Below are 21,336 nucleotides of genomic sequence, written 5' to 3' on the forward strand. Positions count from 1 at the left end.
GCCGTTTCGGCGGGGTGCCCTCCTGGGTACGGCCGAATCCGGACCTTCAGGGTTCGGCCGGGACGCGTTAGCGTCGGCCTTAGAGGAGGTTGCCATGCCTCGACGGCGAGGCGCGATGCCCATGTCCGACGCAGGGGTCCTCGACTGCGCGGACACCTACGCCCGCGGGGTCCCGCACGACCGGCTCGAACGGCTTCGTGCGAGGACGCCGGTGGTCTGGCTGGACGGGCGCACGGCGGGACGGCCGGGCGCCTGGGCCGTGCTGCGCCATGCCGACGTCCAGCATGCCCTCGCGCACCCGGAGCTGTTCTCCCCGGAGGTGGACGGCGTCCTGCACGGCCCGGCGAGCGGGGACGGCGCGCCGCCGGAGGACCCCGCTTCGAATGCGGCGGACGCGGCGCTGATCGACATGGATCCTCCCGTGCAGGCCATGCTCGCCCGGATCCCGCCCCGTGAGCCGGTCGACTTCGCCGGCCAGGTCGCGTGCGACCTCCCGCAAACGCTGCGGAACACCCTCGCCGGCGGCCTGTACGCGCTCCTGCGCCATCCCGCGGAGTACATCCGGCTCCGCGAGGAGCAACAGGACGAGTGGCTCATGGACAGCGCCGTCGAGGAGATGCTGCGGTGGTGGACGCCGGTGCTCCACGTCTGGCGCACCGTGCAGCGCGCCACGGTCGTCGGCGGTGTGCCGCTGCTGGCCGGTGAGCACGTCACGCTGTGGCTCGTCTCCGCGAACCACGACGACGAGGTGTTCCCCGACCCGGGGCAGTTCGTCCCCGGCCGGTTCCTGCACGGGGCCCCGGCCCACCTTTGCTTCGGGTTCGGGCACCGCGCGTGCCTGGGGGCGCGGCTGGCCCGCGTGCACCTGCGGGCCCTGCTCGTCGCGCTGCTCGAACGCCCGGGGCTGCCGCGGCTCGCGGGCGAGCCCGTGATGCTGCGGTCGAGCGCCCGGCACGGTTTCGCGCACCTGCCCATCCGCTGGACCGCCTGACGACCTCCGCCCGCCCCTTCCGGTGCTGAACTTTCGCCGTCCCCTGTTCGTAGAAGGTGCGTGGGACTCACGAGCTGGGGGACGCTCAGCCTGCTGACCCTGCTCACCCTCGGCTGCATGGTCGCGACCGTGTGGGCGTGGCCGCGCGCGTCGTTCTCCGGCCCGCGGGCCGCCGGGGTCCGTGTGCTGATGCTCGCCGGCTGCCAGTTCGCCGTCCTGCTGACGCTGGTCGCCGCCCTGAACGCCTACTACCTCTTCTACGGCTCCTGGACGGACCTGCTGAGCGCCGCCGGCGGAGGGGCCGCACAGGCGCAGCACCGTCCGGCCGGGGGGAACGCGGCGGCCGCGACCAGGGTCGTCCGGACGGTGCAGGCGGGGCTCGACCCCGGGCCGCGAGCCGAGCACGTCCCGGCGAACGACGGCCAGGTCGAGCGCCTCGACATCCGCGGGGTCCGGACGGGCCTGTCGTCCGATGCGTACGTGTACCTGCCGCCGCAGTATTTCCAGCCCGCCTATGCCGCCCGCCGCCTCCCGGTCGTGATCTTCCTGGCCGGGTATCCGGCGGCGGACCGGCTGGTCTGGATCCACCAGGGGCACGTCCCCGCGGACGTCGCGCGGGCGCAGGCGGCCGGCCGGATCCAGCCGATGATCTACGTGATGATGCGGCCGACCGTGGTGAACGGCTGGGACACCGAGTGCGCGGACGTGCCGGGCGGGCCCCAGGTCGAGACGTTCTTCGCGCAGGACGTCCCGGAGGCGGTCTCCGAGGCGTACCGGGTGCCCCGCGACCGCGGCGGCTGGGGGCTCGCCGGATACTCGACCGGCGGGTTCTGCGCGGCGAAGCTCGCGATGCTCCACTCCGACCGGTTCTCCGCCGCCGTCAGCATGGCCGGGCACTTCGACTCGCTGCTCGATCCGACGACCCGCGACCTGTACGGCGGGAGCCGGGACCTGCGGCTGAGCAACGACCTGATCTGGCGGCTGCGGCACTACCCGGCGCCGCCGGTGTCGATCCTGGTGGCCTCGGCGGACACCGGGGAGAAGACCTTCCCGTCGGCGCGGCGGTTCATGCGGGCCGCTCGTCCGCCCCTCGTGGTGGACAAGGTGCTGCTGCGGTCCGGCGGCCACAACTTCAAGACGTTCCGCAAGTACATCCCGCCGTCCATCCGGTGGCTGAGCGAGCGGCTGCGGGGCGAGTGACGTGGAACCGGTCAGCGCGGCGCTCATCGGGCCGGTGTGCCTGCTGGCCCTCGGCGGCGTGGTCGCGGCCGTCGTGCTGTGGCGGCGTCTCGCGGGCCCGGGCGCCCGGGCCGTGCTGGCACGCTCGGGGCTCCTGCTGGCCACGCAGGTCGCGCTCACCGCGTCGATCGTGCTGCTGGCCAACCGGTACTTCGTGTTCTACGCGACGTGGAACGACCTGCTCGGCAACGATCCGGCGAACGTGCGGGTCCAGCACGTCCAGCCACAGCGCGCGGTCGGCGGCCTCGTGGACCGCACCGTCACCGGCCTCGGCCCGGAGCGGGCCGGGCACGACCGGGACCCTGCCGAGGACGGGCGCGTCGACCATCTGAAGATCCACGGCATCCGCAGCGGGCTGGAGGCCGACGCGGACGTCTACGTCCCGCCGCAGTACTTCCAGCATGCCTACGCCGGCAGGCACCTCCCCGTGGTGCTCCTCCTCGGAGACGGCGAGCCGGCGGGGTGGCTCCGCGACGCCCGCGTGCCCGCGGCGGCCCGCGGCGTGCGGCCCATGCTCTACGTGATGGCGCGGGTCCAGGGCCCCGCCGGGTGCATGGACGTGCCCGGGCGGCGTCCCGCGCTCGGCGAGACCTACCTCACGCAGGACCTCCCCGCGGCCCTGGCGTCGGTGTACCGGGTGCCGCAGGCGCGGACTGGGTGGGGCGTGGCCGGGTTCGGCGGCGGCGGGCAGTGCGCCGCCCGGCTCGCGATGCTGCGCTCCGACCGGTTCTCCGCCGCCGCGAGCCTGAACGGGCGGTTCGACGCGCCCGGCGGTGATCTCTACGGCGGCAGCGCCCGCTACCGGCTCGGCAACGATCTGCTGTGGCGGCTCCAGCACCTCCCGCCGCCCCCGGTGTCGGTCCTGGCCGCGGCCGGGAGGAGCGGCCCGGACGCCCGGCAGGCGGAGCGGTTCGCGGCCCTGGCCAAGCCGCCGATGCAGGCCGGGACGTCTTTCGTGGACGGTCCGGCCGCGACGCTCGCGGCGTGGCGCGGCCACATCCCGGGCGTTCTGGCGTGGTTCGGAGACCGGCTCCGGGTACCTCCCGGGGAGTAGGAACGCCCACTCCTCCGGGCCGACGTGAAGCCGGAAACCGATGACCTACCGTGCAGGCTTGGCCTCTTCCTCGAAGGGACTCCAGCGGTCGCCCGCTGGGTTTCCTGCTTCGTCGCCGATCGCCCGCCAGGGAGGACTCCCCTTGAGGACTTACATCAGCTCCACAGGCGTTTCACCTCTCCGCCAGCCCGGCGGCGAGGATGTTGCGTGCAGCGTTGACGTCCCGGTCATGGATCCTGCCGCAACCGGCGCAGACCCAGTCCCGAACGCCCAACGGCATTTCGGCGGCCTTCCGACCGCACGCCGAGCACAGTTTCGAACTGGGGAACCAGCGGTCGACCACGATGAGCTCACGGCCATACCAGTCCGCCTTGTACTCCAACATGGTGCGGAATTCCCGCCACGCGGCGTCGGAGATCGCGCGGGCCAGGCTGTGGTTCTTCACCATGTTGCGAACGTTCAGGTCCTCGATCACGACCACTTGGTTCTCGCGGACGAGCCGAGTCGACAGCTTGTGCAGGAAATCCCGGCGCCGGTCGGCGATCCGCGCGTAGGCGCGGGCGACCCGCTGCTTGGCCTTCTCCCGGTTGGCCGAGTCCTCCTGCTTTCGCGCCAGATCCTTCCGGGCCCTGGCCAGGCGTTCACGGTCCCGCCGTTCATGCCGCGGGTTGGTGATCTTCTCTCCGGTGGACAGGGTGAGCAAGGAGGCCAGACCAGCGTCAACACCGACACCGTGCGGCAACGGGTCCAGGCGGGCGATGACGTCCTCGCACAGCAAGGATACGAACCAGCGCCCCGCTGCATCCCGGCTCACAGTCGCAGTGGACGGGACGGCACCGTCCGGCAGCGGCCGCGACCACACGATCGCCAGCGGTCCGTTCATCTTCGCCAGCGTGAGCTGCCCGTCACGGTATTGGAAGGCCGAACGGGTGTATTCCGCCGATGCCCGCGACTTCTTCCGGCTCTTGAACGTCGGATAGCGGGCACGCCTGGCGAAGAAGTTGGCGAATCCCGTCTGAAGATGGCGAAGAGCCTGTTGAAGCGGCACCGACGACACCTCACTCAGGAAGCCGAGCTCCGCAGTGCGTTTCCAAGCAGTCAGCCACGCCGAGGACTCCACGTAGGTCACCTGGCGCCCGTCAGTCTGATAAGCGCGTGTTCTCTCCTGCAACGCGCGGTTATAAACCAGTCGAACGCACCCGAACGTGCGGGCCAACTCGGCCGCCTGTTCGGGAGTCGGGTGAAAGCGGTACTTGAATGCCCGCTTCACGACGCGCGCCATGCCTCACACACTACTACAAGATCGATTGAGGATCGTCCATACGTTCGAAGGCGTGGGATCAAGACTCGCTCACCTTCTTTTGAGCGGGTACACCCATGGCGTTGGGAGGCACGATGAGCGCTTCGGTGCCGCACAGCCCAAGGGACGCCGGAGGGGCGGCCTCCCACGCCCTGGTCCGGCCGCACTGGCCGCGACCCGCCGCGTGGCCGGTATGGGTCGTCCCGCTGCTGCTCGCCATCGTCCAGGTGATGGGCTCGCTGGGCGCGCAGCGGGACCGTCCGTCCGACGGGGGCGAAGGCCCGCCCTGGGGGCACAGCGACGGCGCCACCATTGGCCACACCGATCTTGACGTGCTCGGCTTCGCGCTGCTCCTGGGCGGACCGGCCCTCCTCCTGCTGCGACGCCGGTACGCGGTGTTCACGGTGAGCGCCACCGCGGCGGTGACGGCCCTGTACTTCCTGCGCGCCTACACCTACGGCCCGGCGCCCCTCGCCCTGCTCGTCGCGATGATGGCCGCGGTCGTCGCCGGGCACCGGCTGGTGGTCTGGGCCGGGACGGGCCTCGGCCTCGCGGCGTTCTTCACGCTGACCGCGCTGATCGGCGTCCCGGCCGCCGAACGGGGGCAGGACGGCACGTTCCCGGTGGAGGAGCCGACCCTCGGCTGGTCGAGCGTCGTCGTCGGCTGGGCGCTGGTCGTGCTCGTCACCGCCGAGCTGATCCGGATGCGGGCACAACGGGCCGCCGAGACCGCCCGCACCCGCGCCGAGGAGGAACGCCGCCAGGCGAGCGAGGAGCGGCTGCGGATGGCCCGCGAGCTGCACGACGTCCTCGCGCACAACATCTCGATGATCAACGTGCAGGCGGGCGTGGCGCTGCATCTGATGGACGAGAACCCCGAGCAGGCCCGTACCGCGCTCGCCGCCATCAAGGAGGCCAGCAAGGAGGCGCTCACCGAGATGCGCGGCGTGATCGGCGCGCTGCGAGCGCAGGGCGAGACCGCGCCCCGCGCCCCCACCGCGGGGCTGGACCGGCTGGACGACCTGCTCGCCCGCGCGCGGTCCGCCGGGCTGCGGGTCGAGGCCGAGACCACCGGGGACCGGCGGCCGCTGCACGCGGGCACCGACCTCGCCGCGTTCCGGATCGTCCAGGAGTCGCTGACCAATGTGACCCGTCACGCCGGTCCCGGCCCGGTGACGGCGTGGGTCCGGATCGCCTACGGTGAGCACGAGATCGTGGTGGAGGTCGAGGACGACGGCCGGGGCGTGTCCCCGCTGGACGACCGTCCGGGCGGCAGCGGGATCCGCGGCATGCGGGAGCGGGCCGCCGCGCTCGGCGGCGCGTTCGACGCCGGTCCGCGGCCCGGCGGCGGGTTCCGGGTGCGGGCGCGGCTGCCGCTGGACGAGGCGCCGGACACCGCGGCCGACGAGACGGCCACGCCCGGAAGGGGTGCGCAGTGATCAAGGTGATGCTGGCCGACGACCAGGTGCTGGTGCGGGCCGGGTTCCGGGCACTGCTGGACGCGCAGTCCGACATCGAGGTCGTCGGCGAGGCGAGCGACGGCGAGGAGGCGGTGGCACAGGCCCGCCGGCTGCGTCCCGACGTCATCCTGATGGACATCCGGATGCCGGGCCTGGACGGCCTGGAGGCGACCCGGCGGATCGCGTCCGACGAGCGCCTCGACGGCGCGAAGATCGTGATTCTCACCACGTTCGAGCTGGACGAGTACGTGTTCGAGGCGCTGCGCGGCGGCGCGAGCGGGTTCCTGGTCAAGGACACCGAGCCGGTGGAGCTGATCCACGCCGTCCGGGCCGTCGCGGACGGGGACGCGCTGCTGTCGCCGAGCGTGACCCGGCGGCTGATCGCCGAGTTCGCCGCGCGGGCCAAGGAACCGGCGCCCTCGCCCCGCCTGAACGCGCTCACCGAGCGGGAACGGGAGGTCATGGCGCTCGTCGGGGAGGGCCTGTCGAACGAGGAGATCGCCGCTCGTCTGGTGGTGAGCCCTGCCACCGCGAAGACGCACGTCAGCCGCACGATGGTCAAGCTCGGCGCACGGGACCGGGCCCAGCTGGTGGTGTTCGCATACGAGTCGGGACTGGTCAAACCGGGCTGGCTGCCCTAGAAATCTACACTGCGGCTATTCGCTGTCGCCGCACGCAGGGACATGACAGGGTGGACGGCGCAGACCGTCTCCGACGCGAGGGAGTCCGGTGCCGAACGAGACGAGGATTCTGGCGGTCGACGACCGCGAGGAGAACCTCACGGCCCTCGCGGCCGTGCTCGACGCGCTGCCCGTCCAGGTCGTGCCCGTCACCTCCGGCCAGGCCGCCCTGAAAGAACTGCTGAACGACGACTTCGCGCTGATCCTCCTGGACGTCGTGATGCCGGAGATGGACGGCTTCGAGACCGCGGAGCACATCAAGTCCCGGCCGCGCACCCGCGACGTCCCGATCATCTTCCTCACCGCGGGCGGCGACGCCGGTGAGCAGGCGTACCGCGGATACGCGGCCGGTGCCGTCGACTACCTCACCAAGCCGTTCGACCCGTGGCTGCTGCGCGCGAAGGTGGCGGTCTTCGTGGAGCTGCACCGGCGCAACCTGCGGCTCAAGCAGCAGGCGCGGCTGCTGCGCGAGACGCTCGACGCGGACGGGAGCGAGGGCGAGGACGCCACGTCGGGCTGCGACCGGCTCCTGTCGGCCCTCGACGGCCGGCTCGCCCGGGTCGAGGAGGACGTGGCCCGGCTGCGGTCCGGCGAGCCCGCCGACCGGCTGGAGGCCCATCTCGCCGATCTGCGCACGGCACTGGACGCCCTGTCCGCCGGCGGCTGACCCCGTCACCACCCCCGCGTCCACGGGCTTTTCTGGCCGTCAGTGACTACTTATCGTAGTCGATTTCGGCACACCCCCGGCTCCGTCCAGGCCGGACCGTTTCTGGATCTTGCAGGCCAGCCGGGTTGGATTCTTTACCTTTCAGAACGCTTGGGGGGTTTGTCGCAAGTAAGTACTTGGGGGTAACTTGCACTCTGCGTCACGTCAGTGACCCGCGTCACCGAGGTCCTTCCCGGACCACGACCCCCGGAGTGAGCCCATGACCCCCTCGTCCGACGCCGCCCTCGGGCGCGTCCGCTGGAAGCGGTTCGCCGCCGTCGCCGCCCCCGCCGCGATCGGCGCCGGCGCCCTGGTCTTCATGACCGCGCAGGGCTCGATCGCCTCCTCGTTCGCCGTCTCCGGCAGCAGCTTCAAGGTGAGCGCCGACTCGCTCAGCGGGCAGGGCTTCGTCCAGTACGGCGGGATCGACGCGAGCAAGAACGGCGACAAGCACCCCGTGCAGATCTCCGGCATCAGGTCCGCGCAGATCCGCAACATGTGCCAGTCGGTGAAGGTCGGCCCGTTCACGCTGCGGCTGACCGCCGGCACCGGCGCCGACCCCGTCGAGGCCCGCGACCTGGTCCTGGACGTCGAGCAGCTGAACGCCGACGCCCAGTTCTCCAACATCGAGATCGGCCGGGACGCGAGCACCCTGGACAAGGGCCCGTCCGGCGCGCAGGGCGCGGCCGGCATGTTCGGGCAGCAGGCGTCCCGCATCGAGCTGAAGAACGTCAGGCAGGTCGCGTGGGCGACCACCGCGGGGACCTTCAAGCTGAGCGACCTCAGCATGAAGCTCGGCGGCGAGTGCTTCTGAGGCCATGACCTTCCACCCCGCGCACCCCGCTCCCGCCCCGCGCACGCCGCGCGGATTCCGCCGCTGGCGGCGGACACGCCCCTTCTGGGGAGGCGTGTTCGCCGTCCTCGGCGGCGCCGAGCTCATCGCGATCCCGCTGGCCCCGATGCCGCTCGTCGTCCACCAGGGCATGGCCGGGGTGGCGAGCTGGCTGATCGGCGCGCTGCTCGTCACCGCGGGCGCGCTGATGTGGTTCCAGCCCGCCCACCGCAGCTTCTACGGCATCCTCGCCGTGCTGCTGTCGCTCGCGTCCTTCCTCACGTCCAACTTCGGCGGGTTCCTCGCCGGGCTGCTGCTGGGCGTGCTCGGCGGCGCGCTCGGCTTCGCCTGGTCCCCCGCGCCCGACGGGGCCCGTACCGATCCCGCGCCGCGGGGCCGACGCGGCACGCACTCCGCGTCCCGTGGCGGACGCCTGACGGCCCTCGCGATCCCGGCCGTCCTGGGGTTCCACCTGCTCGGCCCGTCCCCGTCTCCCTCGCCCTCAGCCTCGGCGACGCCGTCCCCGCAACCGAGTGCCGACGCGACGTCCACGCCCACACCCAAGCCCACGCCCACACCCACGGCCACCTCTGCGCCCACGCCCAGTTCCACGCCCACGCCCACGCCTGCCAAGGAGGCGGGCACCGGGCCGCGCGCCTACACCGACTCCAGCACTCTGCGCGCCAGTTCGCTGACGATGTCAGGGCTCAGCTATGGCGGGGTCGCGTCGCTGCCTTCGGCGGGCGGGACGGTGAAGGCGCTGAAGTTCACGATGTCCAAGGCCGTCCTGAAGGACGTGGACCAGCCGGCCGTGCACGGCGGGACCACCACGCGCACCCGGACCGGCGACCTCGCGCTGAGCGGCGACGTCGTCATGTACACCACGAAGCTGTCGTCCAAGCTCCTGGGGATCCCGACGACGTTCACCCCGGAGGCACCGCCGCCGCTGACGCTGCCCTACATGGTCATGACGGACGTGGTGTCCGAGCAGCCCGCGGTCACCGCGGACGGCGCGCAGATCACCGGCCTCGCCGTCACGAGGGCCTGATCCTGGTCGAGGGCGGCCGAGCGCAGCTTGCCGCGCAGGATGAACGCGCCCAGCAGCACCGCCGCCACGACGAGGATCACCGCGATCGTGACGATCAGCAGGGTCTTGCGGCGCTCCCCGCCGCCGGGACGGTCGTGGGCGGACGGCGGCGGAGGCTGCTGCCAGTTCGTGTACTGCTGCGGCTGCTCCCACGGCGGAGGAGTCTGCGGCGGAAGGCCCGGATGCGGCCGCTGCGCGGGAAGCTGGGACGGCGGCGGGGTCCACTCCGTCTCCAGCAGCGTCCGCACCTCCTGGTCGTGCCCGGACCGCGGAGGAGGCGGGTAGTGCGAGCCCTTCTGCTCCTGGAAGCGGCCGGGATCGCGGCGCGTGACCGGATCGAGGTCGCCCGGGTCGCGGCGGGTCACCGGATCGAGGTCGCCGGGATCGCGGCGGGTCCGCTGGTCGAGGTCGTCCGGGTCCAGGACGGTCTCGGACGCGCTTTCCGGCAGGTAGCGGCCGGACGGCTCGTCCGTCACCGTCTCGTTCGCCCGCGGCGGCGCCGGCAGGGGCATGGCCGCGACCCGGGTGAGCAGCGGCTGCGCCTGTGCCGCCGTCATCCGGCGTGCCGGCTCGCGTACCAGCAGGCCGTCCAGCACCTGGGCGAGCGGACCCGCGTTCCGGGCCGGCGGGACGGGCTCGGTCAGCGCGGCCTGCAGCGACGACATCGCGTCCGACCGCTCGTAAGGGGACCGGCCCTCCACGGCCGCGTAGAGCGTCGCGCCGAGCGACCAGAGATCGGACGCCGGCACGGCGCGCTCGCCCTGCACCCGCTCGGGCGGGATGTAGGCGGGCGACCCCATGACCAGGCCCGTCTGCGTGAGCGTCGAGTCGCCCTCCATCTGCGCGATGCCGAAGTCGGTGAGGACGACCCGCCCCGCGTCGGTGATCAGCACGTTGCTGGGCTTGACGTCGCGGTGCAGGATGCCCTTCTGGTGGGCGTGCTGGAGGGCGCCGAGCATCTGCACCCCGATGTCGGCGACCCGGCGGTGCTCCATCGTGCCCTGCTCGATGATGTCCTGCAGGGACGGGGCGAGGACCAGCTCCATCACGATCCAGGGCCGGTCCGACTCCTGGACCACGTCGTGGACGGTCACCACCCCGGAGTGGTTCAGCCGCGCCGACGCCCGCGCCTCCCGGAACGTCCGCTCGTACAGGACACCGCGCTCGGCCTCGCTCAGCCCCGGCGGGAACACGACCTCCTTGACCGCCACCTCGCGGCCGAGCATGACGTCGAAGGCGCGCCACACGGTGCCCATGCCGCCTCGGCCGACCACCGAGTCGAGGCGGTATCGGTTACCGAGCAGACGTGCCTGTGCCATTTCTAGACGGACTCCCCACTGGTCATCCCACCCCGGAGGGACGGAACGTGTCGAGCACATTCTTCACGAGTGTCTCGTGCTCGTTCCACTGGGACGCGGGTACCGCCACCACGACGGCGTACGGCTGACCATCGATGATCACCCCCCGGTCGCGGGCGCGCGTCACGCCCGACCGGGACCAGGTGAACTCGATGTCGGCCGCGGGCTGCCCCGCGACGGTGGTGCGGGTGATCTCTCCGATCCGCTGGAAGTTCTTCAGCTTCCCGTCCGCGATGGCCTCCTGCTCCCAGGTGACCCAGTGCTCGTGCGGGTCGCCGGACCAGACCGTCCGGTCGACCTGAACGTACGCGCTGGACGCGGGGTCGGTCCAGACGACGCTGTTGCCCTGCACGGAGCGCCGCCACCCGCGCGGGACCCCGATCGTGTAACCGGGGCCGGCGGCCAGGGTGAGCCCGGCCGGCAGGGGTGCCGCGGTCGAACTCGGCGAAGAGGCCGGCGAGGAGGTCGGCGCGCCCGAGGTCGCGGGCGTGACCGGCGCGGACGTCCGTCCGGCGGCCGCCGGTGACCCCGCCTTGCCCGTCCCGCCGCCGGATGACTTGTTCGGCCAGAAGATGACCGCGGCGGCGGCGAGGACGGCGGCCGCCACGACGACACCGGCGAGGATCGGCAGCACCGGGGACTTCTTCCGCGGCGTCGCGGGCGCCGTGTACCCGGGCGTCCACTGCTGCGGGCCCGGTGGGTACTGCGTCGGCACGTCCGGGACAGGGACGGGTACGGGGACGGGCTGCTCCGGCAGGAGGGCGGTCCGCGGTCCGCCGCCGTCCCCCGCCGTCGCCTCGTTCGGCATGGCCGGCACGGGGGCCAGGCTCGCGGCGTGGCCCGCGGCCACCGCCTTGAGCGCCTCCTCCGCCTGATCCCCGCTCATCCGCCGGACCGGGTCGCGTTCCAGCAGGCCGGTGAGGACGGGCGCGAGCGGCCCCGCGTTCTTCGGCGGCGGGATGTCCTGCGTCATCACGGCCGCGAGCACGGCCATCGCGTCGCTGCGGTGGTGCGGCGCCTTCCCCTCGGTCGCCGCGTACAGGGTGGCGCCCAGCGCCCACAGGTCGGACGCCGGGATCGCCGGGTCGCCGTTCACCCGCTCCGGCGACATGTACGCGGGCGACCCCATGAGCAGCCCGGTGCCGGTCAGCGTCGCGTCGCCCGCCATCTGCGCGATGCCGAAGTCGGTGAGGACGGTGCGGTCGTCCCCGGCGACCAGCACGTTCGCGGGCTTGACGTCGCGGTGCAGGATGCCGATCGCGTGCGCCGCCCGCAGCGCGCCCGCGATCTGCCCGCCGATCGCCGCGACGCGGCCGGGCGGCAGCGGCCCGTCCTCCTCCACGATCTCCTGGAGGGAACGGGCCCGCACCAGCTCCATGACGATCCACGGCCGGTCGTCCTCGTCCACGACGTCGTGTACGGTCACGACGCCCGGATGGTTCAGCCGCGCCGAGGCGCGCGCCTCGCGGAGCGTCCGGCGGTGCCGGTTCTCCCGCTCGTCGTCGCTCAGCCCGGCGGGCAGGACGACCTCCTTGACCGCGACCTCCCGGTCGAGGGTCTCGTCGCGGGCGCGCCAGACGGTGCCCATACCGCCGCGTCCGACGACCGATGCGAGCCGGTACCGACCGGCGAGCAGCCGCCCTTCCATCAGGCGTCCGCGGGCTTGAAGAACCGGTAGACCGGCTGGAGGTCGGAGAACACCTTGTCCCAGTCGTCGTCGGGGGCACGCAGCAGGATCGCGTAGCCGTGCCCGTTCGTCACGAAACCGCGGTTGAGGATGTGCACCCGGCCGCCGTCGCCGTCATAGGTGAACTCCCAGTCCGCGGACTTGTCGCCGTTCCCGGTGTCGGGCACCGGCGGCTGGTCGCCGGTCGGCTCGATCTTGATCTTCCGGTAGCCGGGAAAGCCGGAGCCGCCCCGTTCCTGCCGCCGCCAGTCCGCGATCGCGCTCTCGCCGGGTTCGTCGGTCTGGTCGATCTGGAGGTAGGTCTTGCGGCCCGGCGCGTAGTAGAAGTCGCCGCCGTTCTTGCGTTCGGGCCCGCTCCAGCCCGCGGGGACCGGCACCGAGTAGCCGCTGTCGTCCTTGTGCGTCGTGAACCCGGCGGGCAGGCCCGTGCTCGGCTTCGCGGACGTGGCGGGCGCAGACGGGCTCTTCCCGGCGGTCGACGGGGTCGTCGCGCCCTGCTTGCGGGCGTCCCGCCCGTTCCCGTCCCCGCCGTTCGCCAGCGCGATGCCCGTGACCACCAGGATGATGATCAGCACGACGGCCGCGACGATCAGCACGTTCCGGTTGGACGCGAGCGCGGGACGTCCGGCGGGCTGGTGGGTCGTCGGCGGGAAGTGGGTGGCCGGCCCGGTCTCGGGCGGGCCGGCGCTCGCCAGCGTGGCCTGCCCGGCGGGCTCGGTGCGCGGGCCGGACCGCCACGACCTGACCCGGTCGGGGTCGGGCGCGGTCTCGGCGGGGTTCGCGGTCTCCGCCCGGCCCGGCGGGGCCATCGGGAGGTCGAAGCTGGTCAGCTGGTCCGGCCGCGCGCCGGCGTCCGCCGGGGCGGGCGCGTCGCCGGACTGCTCCGGGGTGGTCGACTGCGGGCCGGGCAGTTCTTCCAGCGGGAACTCGACTGCCATCGTGCGCTGGGTGTCGATGGTCTCCTGCCGGACGATGTCGTCCAGCAGCGCGCCGGCCTCGATCGCGTCCATCCGCTGGTCGGGGCTCTTGCGCAGCAGCCCCTCGATGACCGGGACGAGCCGGCCGCCCTTCTCCGGCGGGTCGGGCTCGTCGGAGATCACCGCGACCAGCGCGGCCATCGGCTCGGGACGCTCGAACGGCGACTTGCCGTGCAGCATCGCGTACAGCGTGACGCCGAGCGACCACAGGTCGGAGGCGGGGCCGGCGACCCGGCCGCGGGCCCGCTCCGGCGCGATGTAGGCGGGCGAGCCCATGACCAGCCCGGTCTGGGTGAGGGTGGCGTCGCCGGAGGCGGTGGCGATGCCGAAGTCGGTGAGCACGGCGCGCTCGCCCATCCGGCCGGTACCGGTGATCAGCACGTTGCTGGGCTTGACGTCGCGGTGCAGCACCCCGGCGCCGTGCGCGGCGTGCAGCGCGGCGAGCATCTGCCGGCCGATCTCCGCGGCGCGGCGCGGCTCCAGCGGCCCCTCCTGCTTGATCACCTGGTCCAGGGAGCGCGCCTTGATCAGCTCCATGATGATCCAGGGCCGGTCGTCCTCCTCGACGACGTCGTAGACGGTGACGACGCCGGGGTGGCCGAGCCGGGCCGCGGTACGGGCCTCACGGAACGTGCGCTTATGGTGTACGGCGCGTTCCTCATCGGTGAGACCATGCGGGAGGATGACCTCCTTCACCGCAACGTCACGACCGAGGACCTCATCGTGCGCCTGCCAGACCGTACCCATGCCGCCACGCCCGACCTGGGTCACCAGGCGGTAGCGGCGGGCGAGCAACCGCCCGCCGGTGGGTTCATTTGGCATATCCGCGACCATATCGACTTTTGCTGACAATCTTGGACCAAGCTTGCAAGCCACATCCCCCTACCCGTACGACGTCCGGCACCGCCTGGAGGTTCGCCTCCGGACGGGCCCGGCGCGCACGCCCGGACGGAAGCGCGGACGACGTGACACCCGGTAGAAAGGGGACCATGACGGAGCAGGGCCCTAAGGGCGGCCTGCGGGGCGAGTGGGGCCGGCTGATCCAGGCCGCGCCGACGATCTTCTTCTGGTACACCCGTCTCTCCGGGATCCTGTCGCTGCTCGCGTGGGTCTCCTATGGTCTCATCCTTGAGATAGCCGATATCTGGGCGCTGCGCTGGATCGGATACCTCGGCTGGTTCCCCAGCGTCCCCATCGGCATGCTGTGGATCCTGCTGTCGATGGGCGTCCGGCGGCGCAAGAAGGCCGCCTGGCGGATCCTCGTGCTGATCTTCTGCCTGCCGACCGCGCTGGGCGTCACCGCCGTCCTGACGACGCTGTTCAACCCGGACAAGCCGACCCCCGTCGGCCTGATCGTCACCGCCGGCGTGTACCTCGCCGTGCTCGGCCTGCTGATCGCCGCGCGCGGCCAGTTCACCACGCTGCCGGACCGGGCCAACCGGCGGCTCGCCACCCTCGTCTTCACCAGCCTCCTGGTCGTGACCTGCGGAATCGGGACGTTCCTCGTCACCTTCACCGACCGCAACGCCAGCGGCGACTTCTGGACGCACCCGCTCTACGCGATCTCCCAGACCGTCCTCGGGCCGCGCGTCACCGGCAAGCCGATCAACGTTTCCGTGCCGTTCTGGGTGGACGCGATCCTGTGGGTCCTCGGCACCGGGCTGCTGATCGCCACGTTCTGGGCGCTGTTCAAACCGGGGCGGCGCGACCCCGTCCTCAGCCCCGCCGAGGAGCTGTCGGCCCGCGCGCTGCTCGCCGAGTACGGCGACCAGGACTCCCTCGGCTACTTCGCGCTGCGCCGCGACAAGGACGTCATCGTCGCCCCGAACGGTAAGGCGGCCATCGCCTACCGGGTCGAGGGTTCGGTCTCCCTGGCCAGCGGCGACCCGCTCGGCGACCCCGAATCCTGGGACCAGGCGATCGAGGCGTGGCTGGGCGAGTGCCGCGCGCACGCCTGGATCCCCGGCGCCGTCAGCCTCGGCGAGCGCGCCGCCCACATCTACAAGCGGCACGGGTTCGACGCCCTCGAACTCGGCGACGAGGCCATCGTCGACCTCACCGACTTCAACCTGGACGGACGGGAGATGCGGCAGGTCCGGCAGGCCGTCCGGCGGGTCGAGCGGGCCGGGTACACCGTCCGGATCCGGCGGCACTCGCAGATCCCCGGCTGGGAGATGGCCAAGCTGATCCGCAGCGCCGACGCGTGGCGCGGCGAGGAGACCGAACGCGGCTTCTCCATGGCGCTCGGCCGCCTCGGCGACCCCACCGACGGGCGCTGCGTCATGGTCGAGGCGTTCGACGCGCACGGGGAGCTGCGCGGCCTGCTCAGCTTCGTGCCGTGGGGCCGGACCGGCCTGTCTCTGGACCTGATGCGCCGCGACCGGCTCGCCGAGAACGGCCTCAACGAGTACATGGTCGCCAAGCTCGCCGAGAAGGCCGCCGCCGTCGGCGCGCAGCAGCTGTCGCTGAACTTCGCGATGCTGCGCTCGGCGTTCGAGCGCGGCTCCCAGATCGGCGCGGGGCCGGTCGCGCGGCTCTACTACCGGTTCCTGTCGTTCGCGTCGAAGTTCTGGCAGCTGGAGTCGCTGTACCTGTCCAACGCCAAGTACCTCCCGGACTGGCGTCCCCGCTTCATCTGCTACACGCAGGGGCGGCACCTCGTCCGGCTGGGGCTCGCCTACGCCCGCGCCGAGGGGTTCCTGCCGAGCTTCAACCGCCCCAAGCTGGACCGGGCCGCCGCCATGGTGCCGTCCACCGACCTCGTCGACAAGATCAAGGAGATCGAGGAGGCCGCGGACGCGCGGCGCGCCCCGCAGCGCCGGCTGTCGGAGCAGGAGCGGGTCAGGCACGCCAAGCTCGACCAGATCCGCACCGCCGGGATGGAGCCGTACGCGCTCGGCTGCGAGCGCACCGACTTCGCCGCCGACATCCGCGCGCGGCATCCGGATCTCGCGCCCGACGCGCACACCGGCGACCGGGTGGCGGTCGCGGGACGGGTCGTACTGGCCCGCGAGCACGGCCGGCTGATCTTCGTCACGCTGCGGGACGAGACCGCGGACCTGCAGGTCATGCTGACCGCGGACGCGCTGGGCGAAGAGTCGCTGCACCAGTGGAAGACGCTGATCGACCTCGGTGACCAGGTCGGCGTGGAGGGCGAGGTCGTCACCTCCCGTCGCGGGGAGCTGTCGGTGCTGGCCGCCTCGTGGAAGCTCGCCGCGAAGTGCCTGCGGCCGCTGCCGAACAAGCGGTCCGGGCTGTCGGACCCGGAGTCCCGCGTCCGGCAGCGGTACGTCGACTTCATCGTCAACGACGAGTCGCGGCGGATGCTGCGGATGCGCGGCGACGCCGTCGCCGCCGTCCGGGACGGCCTGCGCTCCCGCGGCTACCTGGAAGTCGAGACCCCGATGCTGCAGCCCGTGCACGGCGGCGCCACCGCCCGCCCGTTCACGACCCGCATCAACGCCTACAACATGCAGCTCTACCTGCGGATCGCGCCCGAGCTCTACCTGAAGCGCCTCCTCGTCGGCGGCGTCGGCCGTGTCTTCGAACTGAACCGCAACTTCCGCAACGAGGGCGTCTCGCAGAAGCACAACCCCGAGTTCACGATGCTGGAGGCGTACGAGCCCTACGGCGACTACGACACGATGGCCGAGCTGACCCGCTCCCTCGTCGTGGACGCGTCGCTGGCCGCGCTCGGCACCACGCTGATCGTCCGGGACGGCGTCGAGTACGACCTCGCCGAGCCGTGGCAGGAGATCACCGTCTACGAGTCCGTCTCCAAGGCGCTCGGCGAGGAGCTCACCCCGGACACCGCGCTGCCGCGGGTCCAGGCGATCGCGGAGCGGCTGGGGTTGAACGTCGACCCGCAGTGGGGGCAGGGGAAGATCGTCCAGGAGCTGTTCGAGGCGCTCGTCGAGGAGCACCTGGCGGCGCCGACGTTCGTCCGCGACTACCCGGCGGAGACGTCCCCGCTGACCCGCCCGCACCGGGCCGACCCGCGCCTCGCCGAGAAGTGGGATCTCATCGTCTTCGGCCTCGAACTCGGCACCGCCTACTCCGAGCTGATCGACCCCATCCTGCAGCGCAGGCGGCTGACCGAGCAGTCGTTGCAGGCCGCGGGCGGCGACCCGGAGGCCATGGAGCTGGACGAGGACTTCCTGCGCGCCCTGGAGTACGCGATGCCGCCGGCCGGGGGCATGGGCATGGGCATCGACCGGCTGCTGATCACGCTGACCGGCCGCAGCATCCGCGAGACGATCCCGTTCCCGCTGGTGCGCCCGGGGTCCTAAAGGCTCCGCGGAACAGGGCGATATCCCTGCTCGGCGAGCCATTCACGCGCGGCTCCGCGCCGGGCGTCCTCGCTCTCCGGCAGGACGCCCGGCGGAATCGGCAGGCCGTTTCCCTCGATCTCCGGAAGAACGTCGCCGCGCTCCAGATCGAGGACGTGGAATCCGTCGTCCATGGCCGCGGCGACCGCGCCCAAATCGACGGGGAGCGGCGCCAGCCCGGTCGGCGCGTTCACCTCCAGGGCGGCGCCCAGTTCCGCGGCCAATTCCGCGTCACCCGGAAGACGGCGCCGATTCAGTTCCTCCAGGCATTCGCAGGCGAGATTCCGGACGTCGCCCCCTTGGGCGAGGGCCGCCGCGAGCACGTCCCCGGCGTACTGGAGAACGGGGGGCAGCGGGAGTCCCCGGAGCACCCCGGCATCTCCGAGACCCCGGTGCGCGGCGGCCCGCAACCGCGCCAAGTCCTGCTCACCCCACGCCTTCACGCAGACATTTGTACCGACATCCTCCGACAACGGCGGCGGATTCAGCGAGACCGCTTGTCCTCCACATGGACGACCGCGAGTTCGTGACCGTCCTGATCGCGCTTGGACCGGCCGAGAAGGCCCACGGCCAGATCGTTCGCCGCGTCCTCGACCTCGTCTGGAGCGACGTACGTGAGGATGTCGTTGTGGTGCCCGTAGACGGCCCACCCCGGCGCCGCGTCCAGATCGATCGTCCCGAAATCACCGGCCGGGGTGCCCCCGTGGACCGGCCCGTACTCGCGCAGCAGTTCCACCGCCTGCACGCTCAGGTCGTCCTCGGGCTCCATCAAAATGACGCAGGTCCCGTTTGCGAATAGCACCCACGACTTCTCGTCGCCCTGAATGACGTCCCGCCAAACCTGAACCAGTTCCTCGGTCACCATGGGCGAGATTCTGCCGGTCTCCACCGACATCCGCTGACCAGTCTCCGCTGCACGGCCCGAACGTGCTGGACTAGGCCGGTGCACAAAAGGCTTCCGCGTCCCCACGCTCACGATGCCGGACCGGATCGCGATGGCCTTGGACGCCGCGGTCCGACGACCATGCGGATCGTGGCGGTGGTGGTCGCGGTGGCCTGCGTGATCGCCGGGGGTGCGGGCCTGGCGACGGCCGACAGGGGGATCGAGCGGCGGGCCACGGTGGTGGACGGGGTCCCGGTGGAAACGGTGCGGCCGGCGGGGGCGGGCGGCGGCCTGCCCGGTGTGGTGGTCGCGCATGGGCTTGCCGCGAGCAGGCAGCTCATGCGCGGTTTCGCGGACACGCTGGCGCGGCGCGGGTATGCGGTGGCGCTGGTCGATCTCGCGGGGCACGGGGCCAGTACGCGGCGGCTCCCCGGCGCCGGAGACGGGTCCGCCGCCGATGCGCGGCTCGACCGTGACCTTGACGTCGCCGTCCGGCATCTGCGGGCCATGCCGTGGGTGGACGGCGGGCACGTCGGCCTCGTCGGTCATTCGCTCGGGGCGGCCACGGTCATCCGGTACGCGACGGCGCATCCGCTGGTGGGTGCGACCGTCGCGATCTCGCAGGGGCGGATGGGCGTGCCGGCGTCCGGGCCCCGGGACCTTCTGCTGATCGCCGGGGGCCTGGAGTTCGCCGGATACCGGGAGGGCGCCGTCGGCGCGCTGCGCGACGCCTATCCGCAGGGACGGCCCGGTGTGACGTACGGCGACCCCCGTGCGGGGACCGCCCGGCGGGCCGTGATCGTCGGCGGCGCCGAACATGTCGGCGTGCTCTTCAGCCCGCGCACCCACCGGGAGACCGGCGCCTGGTTCGACGCGGCGTTCGGGCACCACTCGGCGCCCGGCGCGGACGTGCGCGCCGTCCAGCGGGCCGGGTCGGCGATGCTGCTGTACCTGGCGGCCGTGCTGAGCTTCACCGCGATCGCCTCGGCGCTTCTGGGCCGCCCGTCGGGCGACCGCCCGGCCCGCCGCCTCTCATCGAAGCGCGCGGCGGCCGCCGCCGCGGCCGCCGTGGCGGTGGCGGTGCCGGCGATGGGGATCCTCAGGCTGCCGCTCGCGGTGTCCGGCCCGCTCGCCGGGTTCTTCGGCGTCATCGGCGTGGTGACCCTTGCCTTCGCGAGGGGGCCCGGCTCATCGGGTGGACGCCCGGCGCGACGGACGATCGTGGCCGCCGCGATTCTGGGCGTGCTGACCATGGCGTCGTTCGCCGTGCCCGCGCAATTGGGCTGGGCGCATGCCGTGCCGGTGGGCCCGCGGGCCTGGGTCCTCGTCCTGATCGCGTTCTGCACCGCGCTGTACTGCCTCGGCGTCGAGGCCCTGTGCGCGGGGCATGGGCGTCTCGTCGCGATGGGGATTCACGCCTGGACGGCGATGGGCGTGCTCGCCGGCCTCTGCCTGGCCGTGCTCCTCGGGGTGGTCTCGTCGTTCGTGCTGCTGGTTTCGCCGCTGATCGCCGGTCTGCTGGTGTGGCAGGGCGTCCAGGCGGCGGCGCTCCGCGCGATCCGGGCTCCGGCATGGGTGACCGCCGTCGTCGGCGGCGTGCTCCTCGCCTGGCCGATCGCGATCACCATGCCGATCACCTGAGGGGAGATCACCCCGGCCAGGGCGCGATGCGGAGGTCGTGGTCGGCATCGGGGGCGGCGAAGTCCAGGAGGAGGGCCGCCTCCTCCCGGACCGGCTGCTCGTCCGGGAGAGCCGCGAACAGTTCGATGGTCAGGGTGGCGTGGCCCGCTTTCCTGTCGTGCTTGAGCGTCCAGAGGCCGTGGACCCGGCCGTCGACCAGGAGGGCCGGGTGGGTGAGGGAGCCCACGCACACGGCCTTGCGCCGCTCGTCCGTCATCATGCGGCTGCGGTCGGCGTAGGCGAGGATCAGATTGTCGAAGGCCGGGAGGAAGCGGACGGGGGCGGGAACGTCCGCGTCCGGCAGTGGCATACCGGGCAGGTCGAAGAGTTCCGCCCCGTCTTCGTCCCTGTACGTCTGGAGGGACGGGCGAAGGTCGTCGAAGGCGGCGTCCATGCGCCGCATTCCGGACCACATCTGGAAGTCCTTGACGGAGGCCGGGCCGAACGCGGCCAGGTAGCGGCGGATCAAGTGGTCCGGCGTCTCCTTGCGAAGCGGCCGGCCGATCCATTCGTCCGCCAGGGCGAACGGGGTCGCGCCACCGGTGTTCCAGGTGCCGCTGGGCGGCGGGTGGACGACGGAGAGCAGCGCCTGGGACGACCAGCCGAGAGCCTGCAGGTCACGGCCGGGCCATCGCTCGGCCAGCGCGCGGGCCAACTGAGGACGGGTGAGGATGCGGCCGGCCAGGAGCCTCCGGGCCTCGGCGGCGAGTTCGTCCAGGTCCCAGTCCTTGGTGACGCCGCCGAACGCCGCCCGCCGGCCCCGCAGGAGGCTCTCCTGGACGAGGGGACGCACCCACAGGTAGTCGGCGGCCGCCGCCATGTGCTGCGTTCCCCGGAGGATCGAGCCGCGCACGGCCGACCGGTCGTAGAGGAGATCGGTGAGATCCTCGCGCCGGAACCCGTCCAGCCGCGTCCAGAGCCCGATGTAGGGCATGTTGGTCTCCTGCGCCTGCACGGCGACGAGCCGCTCGACCGCCTCCAGAGCGGACATCCCAGAGCGTTTCAGGAGGAGCTGCCGTTCAAGGGCCGCCCGGTTGAGCTTCCGGCGATCGAGCGTCCGTGTCATGACCCCGC

General features: G+C 72.4%; 17 protein-coding genes. 10 read left to right on the forward strand and 7 right to left on the reverse strand.

Annotated features, from left to right (window positions below; genetic code table 11):
* Nucleotides 1-94 precede the first annotated feature (94 nt).
* The 3 genes from ACQPXG_RS39590 to ACQPXG_RS39600 are packed head-to-tail and all read left to right on the forward strand — an operon-like array spanning nucleotide 95 to nucleotide 3,284.
* Complete coding sequence (locus ACQPXG_RS39590; protein WP_433464271.1) at nucleotides 95-991, forward strand: cytochrome P450; 897 nt, start codon at nucleotides 95-97, stop codon at nucleotides 989-991.
* Nucleotides 992-1,051: 60 nt separating this feature from the next.
* A complete protein-coding gene (locus ACQPXG_RS39595; RefSeq protein ID WP_433464272.1) occupies nucleotides 1,052-2,191 on the forward strand; it encodes an alpha/beta hydrolase in 1,140 nt (379 codons plus the stop codon).
* 1 nt (nucleotide 2,192) lies between these two features.
* Nucleotides 2,193-3,284 (forward strand): hypothetical protein, encoded by a 1,092-nt coding sequence (locus tag ACQPXG_RS39600; protein WP_433464273.1) that lies wholly within the window; start codon nucleotides 2,193-2,195, stop codon nucleotides 3,282-3,284.
* A gap of 172 nt (nucleotides 3,285-3,456) precedes the next feature.
* On the opposite strand, the gene ACQPXG_RS39605 is transcribed toward ACQPXG_RS39600, so the two are convergent.
* Nucleotides 3,457-4,566, reverse strand: a complete 1,110-nt coding sequence (locus ACQPXG_RS39605; protein ID WP_433464274.1) for an RNA-guided endonuclease InsQ/TnpB family protein — start codon at nucleotides 4,564-4,566, stop codon at nucleotides 3,457-3,459.
* Between the two features lie 113 nt (nucleotides 4,567-4,679).
* Here ACQPXG_RS39605 and ACQPXG_RS39610 point away from each other — a divergent pair, with 113 nt between their 5' ends.
* From ACQPXG_RS39610 to ACQPXG_RS39630, 5 genes are all read left to right on the forward strand, one after another.
* On the forward strand, nucleotides 4,680-6,023 hold the full coding sequence (locus ACQPXG_RS39610; RefSeq protein WP_433464275.1) for a sensor histidine kinase: 1,344 nt from the start codon (nucleotides 4,680-4,682) through the stop codon (nucleotides 6,021-6,023).
* A complete protein-coding gene (locus ACQPXG_RS39615; protein ID WP_433464276.1) occupies nucleotides 6,020-6,685 on the forward strand; it encodes a response regulator in 666 nt (221 codons plus the stop codon). Before ACQPXG_RS39610 ends, ACQPXG_RS39615 begins: the two co-directional genes overlap by 4 nt.
* Before the next feature lie 88 nt (nucleotides 6,686-6,773).
* The gene (locus ACQPXG_RS39620; RefSeq protein WP_433464277.1) at nucleotides 6,774-7,391 is read left to right on the forward strand and encodes a response regulator; all 618 of its coding nucleotides are present in this window, start codon (nucleotides 6,774-6,776) and stop codon (nucleotides 7,389-7,391) included.
* Nucleotides 7,392-7,650: 259 nt separating this feature from the next.
* Entirely contained in the window at nucleotides 7,651-8,244 is a 594-nt protein-coding gene (locus ACQPXG_RS39625; protein ID WP_433464278.1) for a DUF6230 family protein, read from the forward strand.
* Nucleotides 8,245-8,248: 4 nt separating this feature from the next.
* Nucleotides 8,249-9,310 (forward strand): DUF6114 domain-containing protein, encoded by a 1,062-nt coding sequence (locus ACQPXG_RS39630; RefSeq protein WP_433464279.1) that lies wholly within the window; start codon nucleotides 8,249-8,251, stop codon nucleotides 9,308-9,310.
* Here the strand turns inward: ACQPXG_RS39630 and ACQPXG_RS39635 are convergent.
* The 3 genes from ACQPXG_RS39635 to ACQPXG_RS39645 are packed head-to-tail and all read right to left on the reverse strand — an operon-like array spanning nucleotide 9,220 to nucleotide 14,193.
* Nucleotides 9,220-10,668 carry a protein kinase domain-containing protein gene (locus tag ACQPXG_RS39635; RefSeq protein ID WP_433464280.1) on the reverse strand — a complete coding sequence of 483 codons (1,449 nt, stop codon included), beginning with the start codon at nucleotides 10,666-10,668 and terminating at the stop codon, nucleotides 9,220-9,222. The genes ACQPXG_RS39630 and ACQPXG_RS39635 overlap by 91 nt on opposite strands.
* 22 nt (nucleotides 10,669-10,690) lie before the next feature.
* Nucleotides 10,691-12,355: a protein kinase domain-containing protein gene (locus ACQPXG_RS39640; RefSeq protein ID WP_433464281.1), complete on the reverse strand. Its 1,665-nt coding sequence runs from the start codon at nucleotides 12,353-12,355 to the stop codon at nucleotides 10,691-10,693.
* Nucleotides 12,355-14,193 (reverse strand): protein kinase domain-containing protein, encoded by a 1,839-nt coding sequence (locus ACQPXG_RS39645; RefSeq protein ID WP_433464282.1) that lies wholly within the window; start codon nucleotides 14,191-14,193, stop codon nucleotides 12,355-12,357. Before ACQPXG_RS39645 ends, ACQPXG_RS39640 begins: the two co-directional genes overlap by 1 nt.
* 167 nt (nucleotides 14,194-14,360) lie before the next feature.
* Between ACQPXG_RS39645 and lysX the strand changes: the two genes are divergently transcribed.
* Nucleotides 14,361-17,660, forward strand: coding sequence for a bifunctional lysylphosphatidylglycerol synthetase/lysine--tRNA ligase LysX (gene lysX, locus ACQPXG_RS39650; RefSeq protein WP_433464283.1), 3,300 nt, complete (start codon nucleotides 14,361-14,363; stop codon nucleotides 17,658-17,660).
* Here the strand turns inward: lysX and ACQPXG_RS39655 are convergent.
* The gene (locus ACQPXG_RS39655; protein WP_433464284.1) at nucleotides 17,657-18,142 is read right to left on the reverse strand and encodes a hypothetical protein; all 486 of its coding nucleotides are present in this window, start codon (nucleotides 18,140-18,142) and stop codon (nucleotides 17,657-17,659) included. The two genes, lysX and ACQPXG_RS39655, sit on opposite strands and share 4 nt — an antisense overlap.
* Nucleotides 18,143-18,183: 41 nt before the next feature.
* Complete coding sequence (locus ACQPXG_RS39660; protein ID WP_433464285.1) at nucleotides 18,184-18,468, reverse strand: hypothetical protein; 285 nt, start codon at nucleotides 18,466-18,468, stop codon at nucleotides 18,184-18,186.
* A 264-nt stretch (nucleotides 18,469-18,732) separates the two neighbouring features.
* On the opposite strand from ACQPXG_RS39660, the gene ACQPXG_RS39665 reads away from it, so the two are divergent.
* Complete coding sequence (locus ACQPXG_RS39665) at nucleotides 18,733-20,223, forward strand: dienelactone hydrolase family protein (protein ID WP_433464286.1); 1,491 nt, start codon at nucleotides 18,733-18,735, stop codon at nucleotides 20,221-20,223.
* Nucleotides 20,224-20,230: 7 nt separating this feature from the next.
* Here ACQPXG_RS39665 and ACQPXG_RS39670 read toward each other — a convergent pair whose 3' ends face one another.
* Nucleotides 20,231-21,328, reverse strand: a complete 1,098-nt coding sequence (locus ACQPXG_RS39670) for a winged helix DNA-binding domain-containing protein (RefSeq protein WP_433464287.1) — start codon at nucleotides 21,326-21,328, stop codon at nucleotides 20,231-20,233.
* Nucleotides 21,329-21,336 lie beyond the last annotated feature (8 nt).

This window comes from Spirillospora sp. CA-128828 (assembly GCF_050945415.1).
Taxonomy (GTDB): Bacteria; Actinomycetota; Actinomycetes; order Streptosporangiales; family Streptosporangiaceae; genus Spirillospora.